Raw genomic sequence first — 20,491 nt, 5'->3', positions numbered from 1 at the left:
CACCACTCCGACTCATCTTGTGCAATGCCTGTGAGTTCAACGGTCCAGAGAGAAAAACTTTTCTCTCTCGACAATTAATCCACCCTGCCTTCCCTCGTAGGGAAGGGGGCTGGGCAGGGTGGATTAATTGTGTACAGAGAAAATTTGGAATCCCCGTAACCTCGTCAGTCTGCTAACAGGGTAACTCGATTCATGAACGGAAGAATAAGGGTTTCAATTTTTCTAGGATGACAATTAATCCACCCTGCGTAGGGAAGGGGGCTGGGGGGTTAGGTCTCTTGAGAACAAGCTGTGGAAATACGCATTAAAACTTTATCAAGTTCGTGTCTCACTTCTTCATTTTTAATTCGCAACAAACGCAGTCCCCTGGCTGACAAAACTTTGTCACGTTCTGCATCATATTCGGCTTGTTGTTCATGAATTTTGCCATCCACTTCTATCACTAATCTAGTTGCGTGACAGTAGAAATCAGCAATAAATCCATTGATAATCTGCTGACGGCGAAAGTGTAAACCATTCAGGCGATTAGCACGAAGATATTGCCAAATAATTTTTCTTCTGGTGTCATTTGCTGACGAAGCTCTTTGGCACGTTGCACTTTAACTAAGTCTACTTTATATCCGATTACAATATTACGAGTTCCCTCTTTTATCAGTGGATAGGGTTCTTCGGGTGTTGGATTATTCATTTATGAAGTATGAAAATAGATTTTTATGTGTGACCTCTCCCCCAACCCCTCTCCGAGGCGGAGAGGGGAGCCGGATTTCTCCCCCTTCCCTGGAAGAAGGGAAGGGGGCTGGGGGGTTAGGTCAGATATCTTGGGATGGTCGTAATTTATTTTAGTGATCTTACAAAATTAGGTGGGCATTGCCCACCCTAGTATTACCTACCTCGCCGCAGTTGGCATACCCAAAATATCCTCAAGCCTCGGCATATCTTCCAACGCAATCACTCTTCCTTCATCCTCAAAACCGACGATTTGATCAAAGTTCAAATACCGATACAAATCATCTGCAAAAGGATGAATTCTACTCGCCACTATATCCAAATATTCCTGCACTGTGGGAAGCCGTCCCAGCAACGCACAAACTGCGGCTAATTCTGCTGAACCAAGATACACTCGCGCATCTTTACCCATGCGATTATTGAAGTTGCGGGTAGAGGTAGAAAATACCGTTGTCCCATCAGCAACTCGCGCCTGATTACCCATGCACAAACTGCACCCTGGCATTTCTGTACGCGCACCCGCAGCCCCAAAAATGCTATATATACCTTCTTCTTTAAGTTGGTGTTCATCCATGCGCGTTGGTGGTGAAATCCACAGGCGAGTCTTCACTTCACCCGCGCCTTCCAAAACTTTGGCTGTTGCCCGATAATGACCGATATTCGTCATACATGAACCGACGAATACTTCTTGTACTGGATCATTAGCAACTTCCGATAATAACTTAACATTATCGGGGTCATTGGGAGCAGCTACAATTGGTTCTTTGATTTCGTTCAAATCAATTTCAATTATTTCGGCATACTCCGCATCGGCATCACCTTCTAATAACACGGGATTTGCTAACCATTCTTCCATCTTTGCCACACGGCGCAGCATGGTACGCGGATCATGATAGCCCCGTGCTATCATATTTTTCAGCAGGGCGACGTTGGAACGCAGATATTCAGAAATTGTCTCTACACTCAGCTTAATTGTACATCCTGCACAAGAACGCTCGGCACTAGCATCGGTAAGTTCAAAGGCTTGTTCAACTTTTAAATCTGGCAAACCTTCTATTTCTAAAATTCGCCCGGAGAAGATATTTTTCTTATTCTGCTTCTCTGCTGTCAGCAAACCTTTTTGAATTGCCACGTAGGGAATGGCATTCACGACATCGCGCAGAGTGATACCTGGTTGCAATTCTCCTTTAAATTTTACCAAAACTGACTCTGGCATATCTAAAGGCATGACACCCAAAGCCGCCGCAAACGCCACTAATCCAGAACCGGCGGGGAAGGAAATACCTAAGGGGAAGCGGGTGTGCGAGTCGCCGCCAGTTCCTACGGTGTCGGGTAGCAGCATCCGGTTTAACCAAGAGTGGATGATACCATCACCGGGACGCAGGGCAACACCGCCACGGGAGGCAAAGAAATCGGGGAGTTCGTGATGAGTTTTGATGTCTACTGGTTTGGGATAAGCAGCTGTGTGGCAGAAACTCTGAATCACTAAGTCTGCACTGAAACCAAGACAGGCGAGTTCTGTCAATTCGTCGCGGGTCATGGGGCCTGTGGTGTCCTGGGAACCAACGGTAGTGATGATGGGTTCGCAGGATGTGCCGGGACGCACACCAGGTAATCCGCAAGCTTTACCTACCATTTTCTGTGCTAGGCTGTAGCCTTTACCTGTATCAAATGCTTGCTGGGGACGGGTAAAGACGGTGCTGGGTTCTAAACCGAGTGCATGACGGGTTTTGTCGGTGAGGGTACGTCCGATAAGTAGGGGGATGCGTCCACCGGCGCGAACTTCATCGAGGATGGTGTCAGGTTTGAGGGCAAAGGTGGAAATGACTTCGCCTACTTCGTTGGTGATTTCGCCTTTGTAGGGATGGATGGTAATCACCGCGCCGGTTTCAAGTTTGCTGACATCGCACTGGATAGGCAAAGCACCGGCATCTTCTGCTGTGTTAAAGAAGATAGGCGCGATCGCACCACCTAAAACATAACCCCCAGCGCGTTTGTTTGGCACAAAAGGTATATTATTTCCTGTATGCCACAATACCGAGTTGATGGCAGATTTACGCGAGGAACCTGTACCAACTACATCCCCCACGTAAGCTACAGGATGCCCTTTTTTCTTCAACTCGGCAATGGTTGCCAAGCTTCCCGGTTGTCGTGACTCTAACATCACTAAGGCGTGTAAGGGAATATCTGGGCGAGTTGTGGCACTTTGGGCGGGAGATAAGTCGTCGGTATTGGTTTCGCCGGGGACTTTAAAAACGGTGACAGTAATCGCTTCTGGAACTGTGGGACGAAGGGTAAACCATTCAGCTTCCGCCCAAGAGTCAATCACCCGCTTGGCGAAAGGATTGGTTTTAGATAACTCTAAAACATCGTGGAAGGCGTCGTACACCAAGAGGATTTTGCTTAAGGCGTTGGCGGCGTAGGCGGCGATGGGTTCCTTTCCTTGTCCACCCATCACTAGAGGTGTTTCAGATGAGTCTGACAGGGATACGGTAGGCCATTGCAGCAAATCGATTAAAGATTGCACATTGTAACCACCTACCATCGTCCCCAGCAATTCCACCGCTTCTATGCGCCCAATCAAGGGACTGGTGATTTCCTTTTTGGCAATGGCGGTGAGAAATCCAGCTTTGACATAAGCTGCTGGATCAACACCAGGAGAAACGCGATCGCTCAATAAATGCAATAATATATCCTCTTGACCCTTTGGCGGATTTTTCAGTAATTCGCACAGTTCAGATGTTTGCTTTGCATCTAATGGTAAGGGAGAAATTCCCAGTGCTGCTCTTTCGGCAACGTGTTTACGATATGATTCCAGCATTTTTATGTTCTCCAGTGGAGTGATTTACCGTTAAAAAGCGAGAGTTTTGGGCAGCGTTTATTCATAAAACTTTACCGTAATTTTATCCTTTAAAGCGTTTCACCGTAACGCTTTTGTATAATACAATGAAAGATGAACACCATAATAATCTAATTTGTTTATATTATAATACAAACAATATCTTTTATCAAAAAATCTACTATTTATGAGCAACATACAACTTTCAGCATTTCAAGTAATTCAAAATAATATACCTATACTTTTATTTATCACTAATGCTCGAATGATTTATGAGCGGTTTGATGTGTCTCGGAGAATTAATGATAAGAAATTAGGATATCAAAGATCCTTTTCTAAGCCTAGAATCAAAGAAATAACAACTTATATTAATCAAGAGCAAGGTATTATACCCAATTCTATCTTAGTCAATATTGATGAAGGTAAATTTTCTTACTTAAAAAATGATAATTTATTAACTTTAAATGACACAGAATCTCTGGGGCTTATCATAGATGGTCAGCATCGAATCAAAGGTTGTTATGAAGCAAACCCTGACTTTCTATTAATGGTAGTTGCTACTTTGGGATTATCTGTTAAGGATCAGGCTCGACTGTTTATCAAAATTAATAAAACCCAAAAAGGTGTTCCTGCATCTCTTTATTTAGACCTACTTAATTTGTTAGAAGGAGATATTGAAGATTTCGATGAAGAAGGAGTTACAGCAGAAAGACGAGCAACAGAAATTGCGACTAGATTAAATGAAACAGATGAAAGTCCTTTGTATGAATTAATTAGAAGAACAGGGGATGCTGGGCTTGGTATATCTTTAAGTGAATTTGTTAACCAAGCTAAAGATTATGTAGAACCCAGAACAGGAAAACTTGCTAACTTAGGTTTTGAGCAACAATATAAAGTTTTTGAAATTTACTTTCGTTCTATTAAAGCAGTGTTTCTAGAACAATGGGATGATCCAAAATCATATATTCTGAAAACAGTTGGATTTGGTGGTCTTAGGAAAGCATTTTATGAGATTTTTAATTTGGTTATGCAAAAATATCAAATGTTTAATACTGAAAATAAAATTAAACTTCTTCGGCTAATTCAAGATTTTAAGTTTGATAAAGATAATTTAACAAGTGGAGGAGGTTTTAAAGCGCAAGAAAAAGCTGGTGAAATGATGGTTAGCCGACTAAAAAATGCGGTTCGAGAAGATTTTGTAGTGATGATTGGAGATTAGAAAGTGTGTCATTAACGTTTTAAGAAATTGCTATTGCTTTTAGCAACTGTAATGGTGACGCTAAACGCTCTTTTAAAACATATTTTGAAGATTTATATAAATTAAAGGAAGATTATGAAAAAGGATTTATTATCTCAGATGCAAACAATTATATATTGACTGATATTGAGAAACTTTTATCCAAAGCTGTTTTAAATATTTGCTCTACTGACCATTTAATCAAAAAAGGATATTTCAGTTGGGGTTTTGTTACTTCCTATTATTCTAATTTTTTCTTAATCCAAGGTTTAAACAGAACACAACTTAACTTTACAACTTGGGTATCTCGCTCTGTAGATTGTCAAGAAAAAGATTATCAAAAAAAGAACATTCACATCAAAGGTATTGCTAATTCAGCAGATGAACATCAAAGACAGGTTAAACGATTTTTTGAAAATTTTAGCGATTTTAGAAGCCGTAAAGGAATTGATAGGTTTTGGAATATTGGGATTAAACCTTTTGACTTAGGTAATGAATCAGAAATAAGAAATAAAATTAACTATGAAATTTCTCCAGATGCTTTTTATGAGTTAGATTTAGAGACTCAAGAATTTCACAAAATTATTAGAGATAATCAGTATTGTCCCTTTAAGGAAAATAAAGAAGACTCAAGAACACCGAATTTATCTCGGAGAAACTTAAAATTGGCTATAGCGAGATTAAGGATGTTAAGTTATACCTTAAATGTCATTGCCATCAGAAATATAGAATATCAGAGTTATTATCAAAGGAATATGAAAAATAGATTAAAAGCCATTGAAGAGAAGTATGCTGATGTGAGTGAATGGATTAAGGACTACTTTCAAAATTGGTTAATTTTTGATTCAGAACTTGTAGAAAAAGATGAATTTTAATGGATATTGCTAATATAATCAACTTTATTTACCTAACCTGATTGTGAAAAATGAGGAGAGATAATTTGTTAAGTGGGTTTGTGTGTCGCGATCGCTCTTTGGTGTAAAATGAGGTGTGTTAGCATACTACTCCAGAAAAGCAAGCTAGCTACTACCAGCGTTCCGCACGAAAGCTTACCGATAGGTATCACTTTTTTGTTGTCAGGATGGTTTCTCAAGGGAATGCCAGAAAAATGGTGTTTGGCCTTTGGTAATATCTGTGATCAACCCAGGTTTCACGTAAGCTACCCTATTTACTGTAGGGGTAACATTTAATTTTTTTTGTCTAGCAAGGACTTATAATTATCACTGTATAGCTATTTTTATCGATAAAAATCTTTGAAAATAATTCTCTTTTTATCTTTGTTAACTTGGTACTATGTCTATTTATCAGATAAAATAATCTATTTGTCCTCTGTATCACGCTTATTTTATATATGCCCAAAATTTACATCGTAGAAATTGATCACCAAGATAAAATTCATACCTTGCAAGTTCCTGAAGATGAAACTATCTTATCAGTTGCCGATGCTGCTGGTTTAGATTTGCCAAGTTCTTGTCATGCAGGTGTTTGCACAACTTGCGCCGGTCAAATCACTGAGGGAACTGTCGATCAAACTGATGGTATGGGCGTTAGTCCTGATTTGCAAAAGCAAGGCTACGTATTGCTTTGTATTGCTAAACCCCTTTCTGATTTGAAACTTCAGACGGAAAAAGAAGATGTAGTTTATCAGTTACAATTTGGCAAAGACTAATAATCAGTGAATAGTTATAGCGCTTCTCAGCCTTTGTAAGCTACAAGAACCCCACCCCCAACCCCCTCCCCGCAAGCGAGGAGGGGACTATGATTAGGAAACGCTATATCAGTATATCGGATGATTATTCATAACTGAATAACTGTTCTGTAAAAAGTTCCAAACCTGATAAATAATATTAGTATTTCCTAGCAACTGATATCAGCTATTCTAGAAACTACAAGTCAACAGGAGTTACCAAGATGACGACTCATTTTATTACCGCAGAAATCGATTTAAAAGAAACTCCCGCAGAATTACTAAAAGCAATTGAAACAGAGTTGAACAAACAGGGTGAACCCCTTCGTTGGGCAATTACCTCTGTGGACGTTGACCAACAAAAAGCTACAGTTGAAGCCGTGGTAACGTAACTTTTCACTTAAGAGTTATAGGAATCCGCTTTGATTTGGAGAACTTATTTCCGTAGACAGGGAGTACAGACGCGATTAATCGCGTCTGTACGGGATTAGGCTTCCGCCGTGAGCGTCAGTCTTCGACTGACTTGTAGATAACAGTTAGTTAGTCACTGAGATGAATTCCTTTGTAATTGATTAAGCATGAAATACAAGTTATTATTGCGTTTTTTCCTCGCTATTGTGTTGGTATTAGGCATATTTTTCCGTTTTACTCACCTTGAGGATAAAGTCTACTGGTATGATGAAGCCATAACATCTCTGCGAGCTTCTGGTTATACCCAAGAAGATGTTGTTCAACACTTTTCCGAAAAGTCAGTAGTTAGTGTAACGGAACTCCAGCGATATCAGCACCCTGATGGAACAAGAAGCGTTATTGATGTAGCCAAAAGTCTAGCCAAAGAAGATCCGCAGCATCCGCCGCTATACTACGGGTTGCTACATTTTTGGTTACATAGTATTGGTAGTTCAGTAGCATTAGCTAGATTGTTACCTGCGCTCCTTAGTCTCCTAGCATTCCCATGCGCTTATTGGCTGTGTCAAGAGCTATTTGTTGAAACAGGCATTTTCGCTGACAAGTTGCCTACATGGTTAACAATAGGACTAATTGCTGTCTCGCCATTTCATCTGCTTTACTCTCAGGAGTCGAGACAATACAGCCTATGGACTGTAACTACTTTACTTTCAACCGCAGCTTTACTGCGGGCAATACGACTAAAAACTAGAATTAGCTGGGTTATTTATACACTTACTCTGATAATAAACCTTTATACATTTCTTCTGGCTGGACTGGTGGCGATCGCTCATGGTCTTTATGTAATACTTATCTATGGGTTTCGCCATCGAAGGATTGTCAAAAGTTACCTGGTAGCATCTCTACTAGGTTTTATAGTTTTTCTTCCTTCGGCTTGGATTCTGATCATTAATCAATCTCAAGCCAAGAAAGATCTCGATTGGACATTCATATTCCATCTTAAAAACTCAGAACTAAAAGATATCTGGATTCAGCACCTTGGTCGGATCTTTTTTGATCTTAATCAAGAACCCTGGGATTTTTATGTGCATCGAGTATTGTTAGTCTTGATCGTATATGCTTTTTATTGCCTCTGTCGTCAAACACCCATATCAGTTTGGTTATTGATTATCCTTCTGACTTGCGTTAGCACACTACCTTTAATGGTGCCAGATTTGATTTTTGGAGGAATGCGCTCCATAGCATCACGATACATGATTCCTAGTTTCTTAGGAGTGCAATTAGCTATTGCTTACTTGCTAGGAAGAAATTTAGCTAATCCTTCGTTAAAATTTTGGCATCAAAAATTTTGGCAATTACTCTTAGTTATCCTATTTTCGGGAAGTATCTTGTCCTGCGCTATCAATGCTCAAGCAACAGTTTGGTATAACAAAGGTCGTAATGGGGAAAATATTGCTGTTGCAAAAATTATTAATCAGACAACTCACCCTCTTTTAATTATTAGTGATACATCAGTGGGTGATATTCTATCTTTAAGCCATTCACTTAACCCAAATGTACAAATTATCTTTAAACCTTCCCAGACCGAGACATTTAAAGTTTATCTGCCAACAGTAGGAGAATTAAAGCCTTTTAGTGATGTTTTTTTATACCGCTATCAGACTAGAAAAGTCAGGTTTAAGGAATTAGCCAAACAGCAAAATTATAAATTTGAACCTATTGTATTTAGATTTGCTAAATTCTCAACAGACCAACCTGTGCTTTGGAGAGTTATTCCTATTTTAAAAAAACTAGAGCGGCAAACTTAGCTAGAGAAAGAATGGATATTAGGTAAGCTATCAACCATAGGGAATAACTAAACACAAAACTCCTTTGCAAGAGGTCTAATTCATAATTCAGCGCTCAATATGAATCGTCCATACACAGCTATCTTAATTGTACCAACTGGCGTTGGGGCTGCCATTGGGGGTTATGCTGGAGATGCTTTGCCTGTTGCTAAGGTTATAGCACAGGTTTGCGATCGCCTAATTACTCACCCCAATGTCCTTAATGGTGCTTCTTTGTATTGGAATCTCCCAAACGCTTTTTATGTTGAAGGTTACGGGCTTGACAAATTCGCCTCTGGATGCTGGGGTTTGCGTCCAGTCCGTAACAACAAAGTAGGTTTGCTTTTAGACCAAGGTATTGAGCCAGTGTTACTGCTACGACATATACAAGCAGCAGATGCAGTTAGAGCAACTCTGGGATTGACCTTAACAGATTATGTAATTACTGATGCACCCTTAAAAGTAGAATTACGGACTACAGCATCAGGGGCTAGTTGGGGAACAATTGGCAACCCAGATAGCTTGTTACGGGCAGCTGAGATATTAATAAAAAAAGCGGGGGCAGAAGCGATCGCAGTTGTTGCCCGTTTCCCCGATGATATAGACTCAGAAGCAGTAGAGAAATATCGCCACGGTGAAGGGGTTGATCCTTTAGCGGGTGCAGAAGCCGTAATTAGTCATTTGCTAGTGCGAAACTTTCAAATTCCTTGCGCCCATTCTCCTGCCCTTTTGAGCGAACCTCCAAAACCTGATTTATCTCCGCGTTCCGCCGCCGAAGAATTGGGCTATACCTTTTTGCCGTGCGTTCTTGTAGGATTAAGTCGTGCGCCACAATTTATCATAGACAAAGGAGCGATCGCATCAGAGCAAGAAGATATTTGGGCAGATGAAGTGGATGCTGCGATCGCACCTGCAACAGCTTGTGGTAGCAGCGCCTTACTAAGTTTAAGCCAAAGACGATGCCAAATAATTACAGTAGAAGAAAATAAAACTCTTATAAAAGTTCCTCCCCAACCCTTGGGGATCAAAGCTATACAGGTAAACTCATATTTAGAAGCTGTAGGTGTATTAGCAGCACACAAAGCAGGCATCAATCCCTCCGCCCTCCGTCCCAAATTATTACCTTTGCAGTCAATAGTTAAAAGTTAGGAGTTAGCAGTTAGGTGTTAGGAGTTAAAAGTTAGAATTCAGACTGTAGCGCTTCTGTGTTGAATCCAATACAGACCTAATCCCCAGCCCCTTCCCTACAAGGGAAGAGGAGTAAGATTCAAAGCCTCTCTCCTTTTAGGAGAGAGGTTTGGAGAGAGGTCAGAGTATATTGCATACAAACCATTCTCCCCCACTCCCCACTCCCCTTAAAAACCCGTGGTTGAACAACACAAGCAAGAGCCAGAAATTCCATACTTAACACGCATCCAAGTACTTGGGGCGATGGGAGCGACTGCAATCATTTTGTTGATAGTCGCCAAACTTTCATTGCACTTTGGCAACTTCGTCCTATTTTCTTGGGACTTGAACCAAAGAGAGTTGCTGTTAGGTGTAGGGTTGGGGTTCGTCATCACCGCGTTAAGTGGCTTAACTTATCGCCTTTGGACTGCCTATCGTAAAAGTGCAGATTATTACCTAGAAGTGGTACTGAAACCTTTAGCTTTACCAGACTTAATTTGGCTGGGGTTGCTACCAGGGTTGAGTGAAGAATTATTATTTAGGGGTGTGATGCTGCCAGCTTTAGGCGCTGATCTTACAGCTTTAATTGTATCCAGTCTTTGCTTTGGCATCTTGCATTTTAGCGGTTCCCAACAATGGCCTTATGTGATTTGGGCAACAATTGTCGGGATGATATTGGCATATAGCGCCCTGCTCACGGGCAACTTATTAGTGCCGATTGTCGCTCACATTATTACCAATTGGATTTCTAGCTATTTCTGGAAAATGTCACAATTGTCGGCAATTAAAAAATAAATTTTGAGCTTAGTAGGAATGAGTGCGATATTTAATTAAATTTGATAGTTAACAGTTGCAGCAACTGGATATATCCAGTTGTTCACAAGTGCGAGGTTAACTGACAATTTTCCGGCTAATGGCCTCTCCAATCTCTATCAGTGTCTCTTCCTCTTCCAAAATAAATTCGTAGGGAACAAAAAGTTTTTAAACAACCCCTGCGCCGTTACCGCATCCATTCCACAGCACCTGCAATAGACAGGATGCCTACGGTTGCTCACTGAGCAGTTCGACTTCATACCTAAAAAAGTTAGTTATTTATACGGAAGCCCTTTTCTGTTACAAAAGGTACTATTATTTTTACATAGACAATTAATCATACAGTAATACATTGCATATATTTGTGATTGCCAGCGTTGAATATCAAGGAGTAGACAACTTATTTCTGGTTGTTGCCTCAATGTAGTTTTTAAGGAGTGTCAATAATTTAGCTCATTAAATATGCATTCCCGAAACGTTGAAGTTTTGGGCAGCTACAGTCGGTAATTCTTTAAGGAATTGCCGAACTTTATCGTGTCTCAAAATTCAAGATCCAAGTCCAGTAAATAAACAAACTACATCCATGATAAAACAAAATAAATCAGTAAACAACCAGCGTAAACTTTACCAATCTCTAGTAGTAACAGCATTATTAACTGGTAGCTTTTTCCAATTTGTCTCACCTGTATTAGCTGACGGAACTACTGCGGGTACATCTATCAGTAACACCGCGACAGCGACCTACGAAGATCCCAACAGTCCAGGGAGTCCCATCAATTCCACATCTAACACTGTCACCGTGACTGTCGCAGAGGTGGCTGGTATTACTGTTACAGGTTCTGGGATTGCAGGTACTGCTAGCCCTGGTCAGACACTGGTTTACACTTACACTGTAACCAACGTCGGTAACGACCTCACCAAATTCCAGATTCCTAACTTAGCGACAACAACAGGGCCAGCCACAGTTTCTGGGGTACTACCCGTAGATAAGACTGGTGCTACGCCGTCTAGTGGTAACTTGCAATACAGTACTGATGGCGGTGCAACTTGGACAAATATTCCTGCTGGTGGACTAACTACAGGTGCGATCGCAGTTAATGGTACTGTGTTGGTGCGTGTACCAGTTACCGTGCAAGCTGGCGCTCAAACAGGCGATATTATCACTGCCAGACTAGGACAAACTCCTGGTGATGCTCAAAACCAACCCCGGATTGCTGATGGTGGTGACGTTTATACTGTAGATAATGGCAACGTAGCAGGAGCCTCAATCAATGGTGTGAGAGAAGCCAGTGCTACCCAGCAGATTCCAGTAGGAAATACTGCCAAAAGTAAGGCGTTAGCAACTATCCTCAAAACTAAGACAGCCTATAGTAATAATAGCACTTCTACTGATCTGACTGATGACCTGCTAACTTATGGTTTGAGCTTGCGGGTTGAGTCTAACGATGTAACTAATAGTGGTGTTACCCCGGCAGCTTTGGCTGGTACAACTATCACTCTTGATAGTGTTGCTCATATCTTAGTTTCTGATGCTATTCCAGCAAATACAGTGCTTAATAGCACTCCAGTTGCTCCATCAGGCTGGAAAGTAGTTTACACGACTACTGCTACTAGTACAAATGCTGAATTGGCTACGTGGTCATATACCGCCCCAGGATCCTTGAGTTCAGTTACACGAGTCGGTTTCGTTAACGATCCTACCGTTGTGACTTCAGTTGCTACTGGGACAACAGTTAGCGGTTTTAGCATCCAAATTAAGACTACTGGTGCAAGTGCAGGTAGCCCAAACATTTACAACATCGCTCAAGTGGCCGGTACAACGGTTGGAGACTCGACCAACAAAATCTATGACAACTCAGGAGATCAAAACCCAGATAACTTTAACTCCACTAATCAAACCTTTCCTACTACAACAGATGCCGGCTCTGACACGGTAACTCCTGCTCCCGCTAACATTGACACAGGGAATAATAACACTGGTACTAATAGTCCGACTGGGAATTACAACAAAACTACCCTCTCAGCAGTTGCTCCCGTCTCTCTATTGAATGGACCAAATGGAGTGCCTGATGCCGTTGGACCCACCAGCAACAATGATGACTTCACCAATAAATCAGCACTAATTCCACCTAATAGCATTCCTGGCTCAACAGTTGATCCGGCTGCGGTATCCTTTACTAACACAGTTCAGAATACGGGTACATCTGTTGCCAATATTTCTCTGGTACCTACACCACCAGCAACACCAGGTGATTTGCCTACGAATACAGTGGTGACGTTATCCTATCAAAGTTTATCAGCTACTTACAAATACAATGGCACAACTTTTCAATTCATAAGTGCTACGGGTACAGTCGGGGGCAACCCAATTAGTGCCACTAATCCACTGCAAATTAGTGCAGTTCCAGCGAATGGTGGTAAGGCTAACTATGGTGTAAGTGTTGACCTGCCTGCTGGTACGCCACTTTCAACTGATACCACTGCTCAAGGTGCAACTGTCGCAACTACTATCGAACGCGGCTTCCCCACAGCAATCATCGCTTTTATTGATACAAACAATAATGGTTTAGCTGATGATACAGCTACTAACGTCAGCATTGACCGTGTATACACTGGCTTCTTGCAATTGCTGAAAGAGTCACGAGTTTTACAAGGAACTGGGCCAGCACTGCCAGTAGCTGCTGATGGCACATTTAGTGTTACATCCAAAAAACCCGCCCCAGGAAACATTATTGAGTATCGCATTACTTACAAAAATATTTCTACTTCTCAAGTGGGAACCGGAAATCTGATTCTGAATGCTGACAAGATTGTGATTACTGAAGATGGTACGCAAGCTCCCAACAACTGGGCGAAAGATAACGATAACAACAGTCAAATTGATACTAGCAACATTGTTGGTTCAGCTAAGGATTCTGGGACATCAACTATTCAATTCTTCAGTGGTAATCCAGCGACTAACTCTGGTAATGACCAAACTGGAACTACGGCAAACACGGATGTGAGTAAGTATGTAGATGGTGTGACTGGACAAGTTGCACCGACTGTGCAAAGAACATTTATCTTCCAACGCAAGGTTAACTAGATAGCTTGATTTCACCCCTTTTTGTAAACAAAGAGGGGTGTGATAGCACATCTGTATTTGTAGTTGGCGATTTGGGACTAAAGCGCTAACTACAAACTGATTATTCCCCAGCGAAAACAGGGAAAGATAAATCAACAATCAACATTCTGGAAGTTTTTGAGGTTATTTATATGAAGCGTATTTCTCTTGCAGGTTTAGGAGCGATCGCACTGATTGCTACAGTGCCATTTGTCAGTCAAGTTCCGGGAATCGCAAATGTATGGCATTCTACAAGCGCCGTTGCTCAAAATGTCAAAACTCAAGGGCAAATACAATTGCGCTTAGAGGCAGAAAAGCAAGTGGTAGCACAGGATCAACAAGGTAAGCAAAGCAAGACATGGCAACCTTTGAAAGGTCAAGTTGTGGTGCGACCAGGTGATGTGTTGCGATATACCTTGAGTGGCGAAAATAAGAGCGATCGCCCAGTGAGGAATTTGACTCTTAATCAACCTATTCCTAAAGGAATGGTCTACGTGCTGAAATCTGCTAATGTCTCCAACAATGCCAAAGTTATTTATAGCATTGATGGCGGGCGCAGCTTTGTCGAAAATCCTACTGTTAAAGTTACTCTTCCTGACGGCAAAGTGGAAACCAAACCAGCACCAGCCATTGCTTACACCAATATCCGTTTGCAGATTCCGTCACTTGCAGCCAAGACAACAGTTAAGGCAACTTATCAAGCCCAAGTGCGCTGATTGAGATTGAGGTTGTCCTTTGTCATTGGTCATTTGTCCTTTGTAATTACAAATGACCAAGAACAACTTTCACGCCATATTTCAGCAATAAAATCTGATTAATGTAGCAGTTAATTTTTTGGAAATACTATTTAATAGTTTTGGATTTCCAGAAATAAATAAGCATTTTTATTAAAAATAATATTGGCATTCCAGAAGAGATGTGTTCAGTGAGCCGTTCTCAAAAACAAAAGCAAATTACTTCTAGCACTAGCTGGCGGCAAAGGTTAACAGCAAGTATTATCCTGGGAAGTTTTTTACATATTACTATACCTGTACCAGCGATCGCGCAAGAAACTAATAATCTGGCTACGTCTTTGCCGTTAACAAATCAAGCTACTTATACTTATACAGATTCTACTAGTAATTCTGAATATCAAGGAAGTTCTAGTCAGATCAATGTTAGTCCTATTAGTTCTAACCGATTAGTTGATCCATTAGGGCGGATATTAGGTTGCGCTGGCACAATTTTAACTGACTATACAGGTTTTTCAGTTGGCGTATATCAACCTAACTCTAGCGACCCAACGGGGACAGAATTAGGCAGCTTGGTTGCTTTGACTCGAACAGAGTTACCAGATATTCCTAATAACAACGTTCCTAGCGGTAAATCGCCAAATACCGAGAATAGTAACCCCTACTTCGTTACGAATAACCCTGCGGGTTTCTACAATTTCCTACTCGATCCGAATAAGGGTCAAACTGATCCAGGTAAAAGCTACATTTTTGTAGTTAATCCACCGCCGAATTCTATCTACAAACAACGACGCATCAAGATTGAAATCCTTGCTAGCAGTGGCACACAAGGTAATAATGTCGTGCGGTATGTTGCTACTTCTCTGGATGGTGAACCAATTAATCTGACAGGCGAAACCAGAGTAGAGCAAACAGTTGTCTTGGTTCCAAATGCAGATGTTGTGGGATTGGACTTATTAGCCTTTGAATTCACTACAAATTTATGTCAAGCCAATCAGTTGCAGATTATCAAAACAGGCGATCGCGCTGCTGCTGAACCTGGAGATACGGTAATCTACCGCCTGTCGGTAAAAAATCTCGCTGATGCTGATTTGAATAATCTATTTGTCACCGACAACCTACCTTTAGGATTCCAGTTTTTGCCCAAATCTGTGCGGGGAGAGTTGGATGGTAAAGCAGTTACTCTCACCTCAGAACGCAATGGTAACACAGTGACATTCCGCACAGACGTAACGATTCCCACAGAGAAAGTCTTGAATATTGCCTACGCGGCTCAACTAACAGCCGATGCGCTGCGTGGTACTGGTCGTAATAGTGCGATCGTTAATGCTCAACGAGCTGATAACCGTTTTAGCATCAAGGATGGCCCAGCAACGCACCAATTGAAAATTCGTGCAGGAATCGTTTCTGACTGTGGCACGATTATCGGTCGGGTGTTTGTTGATAAAAACTTTGACGGTGAACAACAGTCTGGTGAGCCTGGGGTACCAAATGCGGTGATTTTTCTAGAGGATGGAAACCGCATCACTACAGATCCTAATGGTTTGTTCTCATTAGCTAATGCCTTACCTGGATATCACACAGGTGTACTAGACCTCAGCAGTGTACCCGGTTACACTCTAGCTCCCAACGAAAAATTCCGCGAACGCAATAGCCAATCTCGCTTGGTGCATTTGGAGCCTGGTGGCTTGGTACGTATGAACTTCGCTGTTACCGCCACCTTCCAGGAGTCAGTGAAGAAATGAAACCTAAACTCATCTGTGCAACTAGATTGAACCTGAGATTGATGGGGGTAATGCCGATAGCTCTCAGCCTCGTTTTGTACCCTGCAATAGTCAAAGCAGAACTCACGAGTGAAAACGTTTTGATCTCCGATTCTCCTTTGCAAACAGACAAAGGTATGGAAGATTCTGACTTTTCAGGGGATCTGGAAAACCTCTCCCCTACAAGTCCAGGAGAGGCTTTGAATTCTCCCCCTTCCCTACAAGGGAAGGGGGCTAGGGGGTTAGGTTCCACTTTGATTTTTTCAGATGATGTGAAAAGTCAGGTTGAAGATCAAACGGATCAGAATAAAGTTGCTGAAAAAAGTCTGGATTCAAATTCTCTCCATCATTTGAGAAGTTCTGAGCAGCAATTTTCACCTCTCGAATTTACCTCAACTTCTTCAACAACAACTACTGATACTTCAATTCCAGATGTCCAGCCAAGTGAAACAGAAATACAACCATTTCAACCAGCAACTTCTATTGATTTACCGAGAGGTTTACGCAAAATAGCAGGAGTAGAGGATAAAAACGACGCACGCAAAGACACCGAGACACAGTTTCAAGCTTCTTCAACGGAAATACAACCATTTCAACCAGCAACTTCTGTAGGTTTACCTAGAGGCTTACGCAAAATAGCCGGAGTCGAGGACACGGGGACGCAAGGACAAGGGATGGATAAAAATCTTCCCCTGTCCCCTACTCCTCCACTCCCCCCCTCTTCCACTCCAACGACGCCATTGGCCGGCACGACACAGCCTTCGGCGTCCCCCACTCCTCCACTCCCCCCCTCTTCCACTCCAACGATGCCATTGGCCGGCACGACACAGCCTTCGGCGTCCCCCACTCCTCCACTCCCCCCCATTTCTACAGCAATTAAAATCCTGATTCCGACAGCTGACAGCGTTGTAGATGTCCCAGCTACCACGGTGATTCTGCAATTTCCTGTTGGTAGTCAGGTGGAATTGCGAGTCAATGGCACCTTGGTAGACTCTTCCTTAGTTGGACGGACGGAAAGTGATTCCACCACCAACTTAGTAACGCAGACATGGTTTGGTGTCTCGTTAAAAGAAGGTAATAACGCCATCTCTGCACAAGTTATTGGTGGAAAAGAACCCTCTGTAACGGTGCAAGTCGCAGTCCGAGGAGCGCCACAGCAATTAACTTTAGAAACAGTTGAGTCTCGTATCCCGGCCGATGGACGTTCTACAGCGACAATCCGGGGTCAACTCATCGATGCAAGTGGCAATCGCTCTAATCGTGATGCTGTTATCACTCTCATACCTACTGCTGGCGAGTTGGTTGGGAAAGACTTCAAACCCGATCAACCCGGATTTCAAGTGGAGGCAAAAGCGGGGCAATTTACAGCGATTTTACGATCGCAGTTGAAAGCGCAAACTGTCCGAATTCGGGCGATCGCTAATAATTTAGAAGCGTTTACCGAACTGCAATTTGAAACAGCACTGCGTCCGAGTTTGGTAACAGGGATAATAGATTTGCGTTTGGGCGCTAGAGGTACAAATTATTACGGTAGTTTCCGTGATTTCCTCCCTCCTGACAAAGACAACAGAACGCAATTAGATTTCCATTCAGCGATATTTGCCACTGGTGCGATCGGGGAATGGTTGTTTACAGGTGCATACAACAGTTCTCGTAACCTCAATGAAGATTGCGACTGCGATAACCGCCTATTTAAAACTTACCAATCTAGCGAGCAAAACTATCCTGTCTATGGCGATAGCTCCAACGTTGATGTTCTTGCTCCTTCCACTGACAGCATATATCTGCGTTTTGAGCGTTCGGCCCGTATCCCCGGCTCTGATCCTGATTATGCGATGTGGGGTGACTATAACACAGAAGAATTTGCTCGGCGATCGCAGCAATTTACTTCTATCACCCGTCAACTCCACGGTTTTAAAGCTAACTACAACTTAGGAAACTTACAAATTACAGGTTTGTATGGCAACAACTTAGAGGGATTTCAACGAGATACCATTGCTCCCGATGGTACTAGTGGTTATTACTTCCTCTCTCGCAGACTACTACAAGGAGGTAGCGAAAATGTCTTTATTGAGTTAGAAGAACTCAATCGTCCTGGGACTGTACTAGAACGCAAACAGCTAAACCGAGGCCCAGACTACGAAATTGACTACGATCGCGGTACCTTATTATTCCGCGAACCGATTCTTCGCACCGATATTGATCAAACTGGACAAGTGTTGGTACGCCGGATTGTTGTTACTTATCAATACGACGACCAAAACTCTAACAGCAATATCTATGCTGGTCGTCTGCAATATAACCTTTCCCGCAAGCTCAACCAAGAAAGTTGGATAGGAGCAACTTACGTTCAAGAAAATCACGGGGCGCGCGACTTTCAACTCTACGGCGCAGATGCGTTGATTGCTTTGGGTGAAAAGGGGAAGTTAATCGCAGAATATGCCCATTCCACTAATGATTCTGATGTTGTAGGAAAGATCAGTGGTGATGCGTATCGATTGGAAGCTGAGGGAGAAATTGCCAGAGGGATTCAAGGTCGTGCCTATTATCGCTTTGCTGATACGGGTTTTGCCAATAATGCCACCATCAGCTTTGTCCCAGGACAAACCCGTTATGGAGCGCAGGTTACAGCTAAAGTGACCTCAACTACCAATGTTAGAGCGCAATATGACCACGAAGACAATTTTGGGATTGCTCCTCAACCCCTAGATACTTTTGAAGAACTGTTTGCACCGCGTTCTGAGGCCATACCTGGGAGCCAAGTTGATAATTCTCTGACGACGATTTCTGCTGGGATTCAACAACGCTTGGGTAAAGCTACTCTGGATGTGGATTGGATTCATCGTCATCGAGAGGACAACATCCCCAACAGCGCCTTAAGTAGTAATTCTGATCAATTGCGATCGCGTTTTTCTATTCCTCTAGCTAAGAACCTGACTTTTCAAGCCCAAAATGAACTGAGTTTATCTTCCCAAAAAGATGCTATTTATCCAGACCGTACCATTTTAGGGTTGAATTGGGCGGTAATTCCTGGTGTCAGCGTCAGTCTAGCCCAACAGTTTTACAGTAGTGGTCAATTTTCGGGTAATTCCATCACCAGCTTAAGTGTCAACGGTGAACACAAACTCGGATCAGATACCACCTTGACCGGTCGTTACTCAATTTTGGGTGGTGCTAACGAAATGACTACTCAAGGGGCGATTGGTCTAAATAATCGCTGGACAATTGCTTCGGGATTGCGGCTGAACTTAGCTTACGAACACGTATTTGGCAACTTCTTCGGACGAACTGCGGCGGGTCAACAATATGCCCAGCCCTTCGCTGTTGGTCAATCAGCATCCGCGATCGGATTTGATGGTGGCGATAGCTACAGTGTGGGGCTGGAATACAGTGATAATCCGCAGTTTCAAGCCAGCGCCCGTTATGAACATCGTTCTTCTTCTGGTGGTGGCAATACAGTAATTACCGCAGCTGCTGCGGGTAAAATTTCTCGCTCTCTCACAGCCTTGGTACGTTATCAACAAGCCGGTTCTTCCAATCAAAAGCTTTCAGGATTGGGAGATACTGCTAACCTGAAGCTGGGTTTAGCCTACCGCGACCCCAATAACGATAAATTTAATGCTTTGTTGCGTTATGAATATCGCCAAAATCCCTCAACCATCCCTGACACTATTTTGTTAGGAAGTGGTACAGGTTCCCAAGACCATACCTTTGCTTTAGAAGCTATTTATGCCCCTAACTGGCAATGGGAATTCTACGGTAAGTATGCTTTGCGTAACAGTACTTCTTATTTAGCTAACGATTTAGCTGGTACGAGTACAGTAAATCTGGCGCAATTCAGAGCTACCTATCGTTTGGGATATAGTTGGGATTTGGTGGGTGAGGCTCGTGTAATTAGTCAGTCTAGCTACAGCGAAACAGGCTTTGTTGTTGAAACAGGCTACTACCTCACGCCTAACCTACGCCTTTCTGCTGGCTATGTATTTGGTAAAGTTGATGACCGGGATTTCTCAGGAACACGTTCCGCAGGCGGAGCATATTTGGGTATCAGCGTCAAGCTCAACGAATTGTTTGACGGCTTTGGACAGCAAAAACCTGTATTACGCCAGCAACAGGAATCTACAGTGCAACCAGCAGTCAATCAAGCCGCAAAGGTAGAGAAGCTAAAAATATGAATCTCTTTATACGAAA

General features: G+C 42.4%; 14 protein-coding genes. 11 read left to right on the top strand and 3 right to left on the bottom strand.

Annotation, left to right across the window (positions count from 1 at the left end):
* Window positions 1–269: 269 nt before the first annotated feature.
* The 3 genes from V7K31_RS09605 to acnB form a co-directional block, all read right to left on the bottom strand.
* Window positions 270–521: an endonuclease domain-containing protein gene (locus tag V7K31_RS09605; RefSeq protein ID WP_335094017.1), complete on the bottom strand. Its 252-nt coding sequence runs from the start codon at window positions 519–521 to the stop codon at window positions 270–272.
* On the bottom strand, window positions 518–688 hold the full coding sequence (locus V7K31_RS09600; protein ID WP_335094014.1) for a hypothetical protein: 171 nt from the start codon (window positions 686–688) through the stop codon (window positions 518–520). The genes V7K31_RS09605 and V7K31_RS09600 overlap by 4 nt, the downstream gene beginning before the upstream one ends.
* A 198-nt stretch (window positions 689–886) precedes the next feature.
* Entirely contained in the window at window positions 887–3,547 is a 2,661-nt protein-coding gene (gene acnB / locus V7K31_RS09595) for a bifunctional aconitate hydratase 2/2-methylisocitrate dehydratase (RefSeq protein WP_335094013.1), read from the bottom strand.
* A gap of 205 nt (window positions 3,548–3,752) precedes the next feature.
* Here acnB and V7K31_RS09590 point away from each other — a divergent pair, with 205 nt between their 5' ends.
* The 11 genes from V7K31_RS09590 to V7K31_RS09540 all read left to right on the top strand — a co-directional run bounded on the left by V7K31_RS09590 (window position 3,753) and on the right by V7K31_RS09540 (window position 20,475).
* Window positions 3,753–4,784, top strand: coding sequence for a DGQHR domain-containing protein (locus tag V7K31_RS09590; protein WP_335094012.1), 1,032 nt, complete (start codon window positions 3,753–3,755; stop codon window positions 4,782–4,784).
* Between the two features lie 155 nt (window positions 4,785–4,939).
* A complete protein-coding gene (locus V7K31_RS09585) occupies window positions 4,940–5,677 on the top strand; it encodes a hypothetical protein (RefSeq protein ID WP_335094011.1) in 738 nt (245 codons plus the stop codon).
* Window positions 5,678–6,153: 476 nt separating this feature from the next.
* Window positions 6,154–6,471 carry a 2Fe-2S iron-sulfur cluster-binding protein gene (locus V7K31_RS09580; protein ID WP_335094010.1) on the top strand — a complete coding sequence of 106 codons (318 nt, stop codon included), beginning with the start codon at window positions 6,154–6,156 and terminating at the stop codon, window positions 6,469–6,471.
* A gap of 242 nt (window positions 6,472–6,713) precedes the next feature.
* Complete coding sequence (locus V7K31_RS09575; RefSeq protein ID WP_335094009.1) at window positions 6,714–6,881, top strand: hypothetical protein; 168 nt, start codon at window positions 6,714–6,716, stop codon at window positions 6,879–6,881.
* Window positions 6,882–7,067: 186 nt separating this feature from the next.
* Window positions 7,068–8,705: a glycosyltransferase family 39 protein gene (locus V7K31_RS09570; RefSeq protein ID WP_335094008.1), complete on the top strand. Its 1,638-nt coding sequence runs from the start codon at window positions 7,068–7,070 to the stop codon at window positions 8,703–8,705.
* Between the two features lie 99 nt (window positions 8,706–8,804).
* Window positions 8,805–9,872 (top strand): DUF3326 domain-containing protein, encoded by a 1,068-nt coding sequence (locus V7K31_RS09565; RefSeq protein WP_335094007.1) that lies wholly within the window; start codon window positions 8,805–8,807, stop codon window positions 9,870–9,872.
* A gap of 216 nt (window positions 9,873–10,088) precedes the next feature.
* Complete coding sequence (locus V7K31_RS09560; protein ID WP_335094006.1) at window positions 10,089–10,685, top strand: CPBP family intramembrane glutamic endopeptidase; 597 nt, start codon at window positions 10,089–10,091, stop codon at window positions 10,683–10,685.
* Window positions 10,686–11,286: 601 nt separating this feature from the next.
* Entirely contained in the window at window positions 11,287–13,788 is a 2,502-nt protein-coding gene (locus V7K31_RS09555; protein ID WP_335094004.1) for a beta strand repeat-containing protein, read from the top strand.
* A gap of 170 nt (window positions 13,789–13,958) precedes the next feature.
* Window positions 13,959–14,522: a hypothetical protein gene (locus V7K31_RS09550; protein WP_335094002.1), complete on the top strand. Its 564-nt coding sequence runs from the start codon at window positions 13,959–13,961 to the stop codon at window positions 14,520–14,522.
* 200 nt (window positions 14,523–14,722) lie between these two features.
* On the top strand, window positions 14,723–16,282 hold the full coding sequence (locus V7K31_RS09545) for a hypothetical protein (protein WP_335094000.1): 1,560 nt from the start codon (window positions 14,723–14,725) through the stop codon (window positions 16,280–16,282).
* Window positions 16,279–20,475 carry a TonB-dependent receptor gene (locus V7K31_RS09540; protein WP_335093999.1) on the top strand — a complete coding sequence of 1,399 codons (4,197 nt, stop codon included), beginning with the start codon at window positions 16,279–16,281 and terminating at the stop codon, window positions 20,473–20,475. The genes V7K31_RS09545 and V7K31_RS09540 overlap by 4 nt, the downstream gene beginning before the upstream one ends.
* Window positions 20,476–20,491 lie beyond the last annotated feature (16 nt).

The organism is Nostoc sp., from assembly GCF_036917675.1.
Classification (GTDB): Bacteria; Cyanobacteriota; Cyanobacteriia; order Cyanobacteriales; family Nostocaceae; genus Nostoc.
This window is presented reverse-complemented; position numbering and strand designations above follow the sequence as displayed.

Coding starts and splice junctions, on each gene's coding strand:
- V7K31_RS09600 (WP_335094014.1), bottom strand. CDS start 688: ATGAATAATCCAACACCCGAAGAACCCTATCCACTGATAAAAGAGGGA.
- acnB (WP_335094013.1), bottom strand. CDS start 3,547: ATGCTGGAATCATATCGTAAACACGTTGCCGAAAGAGCAGCACTGGGA.
- V7K31_RS09590 (WP_335094012.1), top strand. CDS start 3,753: ATGAGCAACATACAACTTTCAGCATTTCAAGTAATTCAAAATAATATA.
- V7K31_RS09580 (WP_335094010.1), top strand. CDS start 6,154: ATGCCCAAAATTTACATCGTAGAAATTGATCACCAAGATAAAATTCAT.
- V7K31_RS09575 (WP_335094009.1), top strand. CDS start 6,714: ATGACGACTCATTTTATTACCGCAGAAATCGATTTAAAAGAAACTCCC.
- V7K31_RS09570 (WP_335094008.1), top strand. CDS start 7,068: ATGAAATACAAGTTATTATTGCGTTTTTTCCTCGCTATTGTGTTGGTA.
- V7K31_RS09565 (WP_335094007.1), top strand. CDS start 8,805: ATGAATCGTCCATACACAGCTATCTTAATTGTACCAACTGGCGTTGGG.
- V7K31_RS09555 (WP_335094004.1), top strand. CDS start 11,287: ATGATAAAACAAAATAAATCAGTAAACAACCAGCGTAAACTTTACCAA.
- V7K31_RS09550 (WP_335094002.1), top strand. CDS start 13,959: ATGAAGCGTATTTCTCTTGCAGGTTTAGGAGCGATCGCACTGATTGCT.
- V7K31_RS09545 (WP_335094000.1), top strand. CDS start 14,723: ATGTGTTCAGTGAGCCGTTCTCAAAAACAAAAGCAAATTACTTCTAGC.
- V7K31_RS09540 (WP_335093999.1), top strand. CDS start 16,279: ATGAAACCTAAACTCATCTGTGCAACTAGATTGAACCTGAGATTGATG.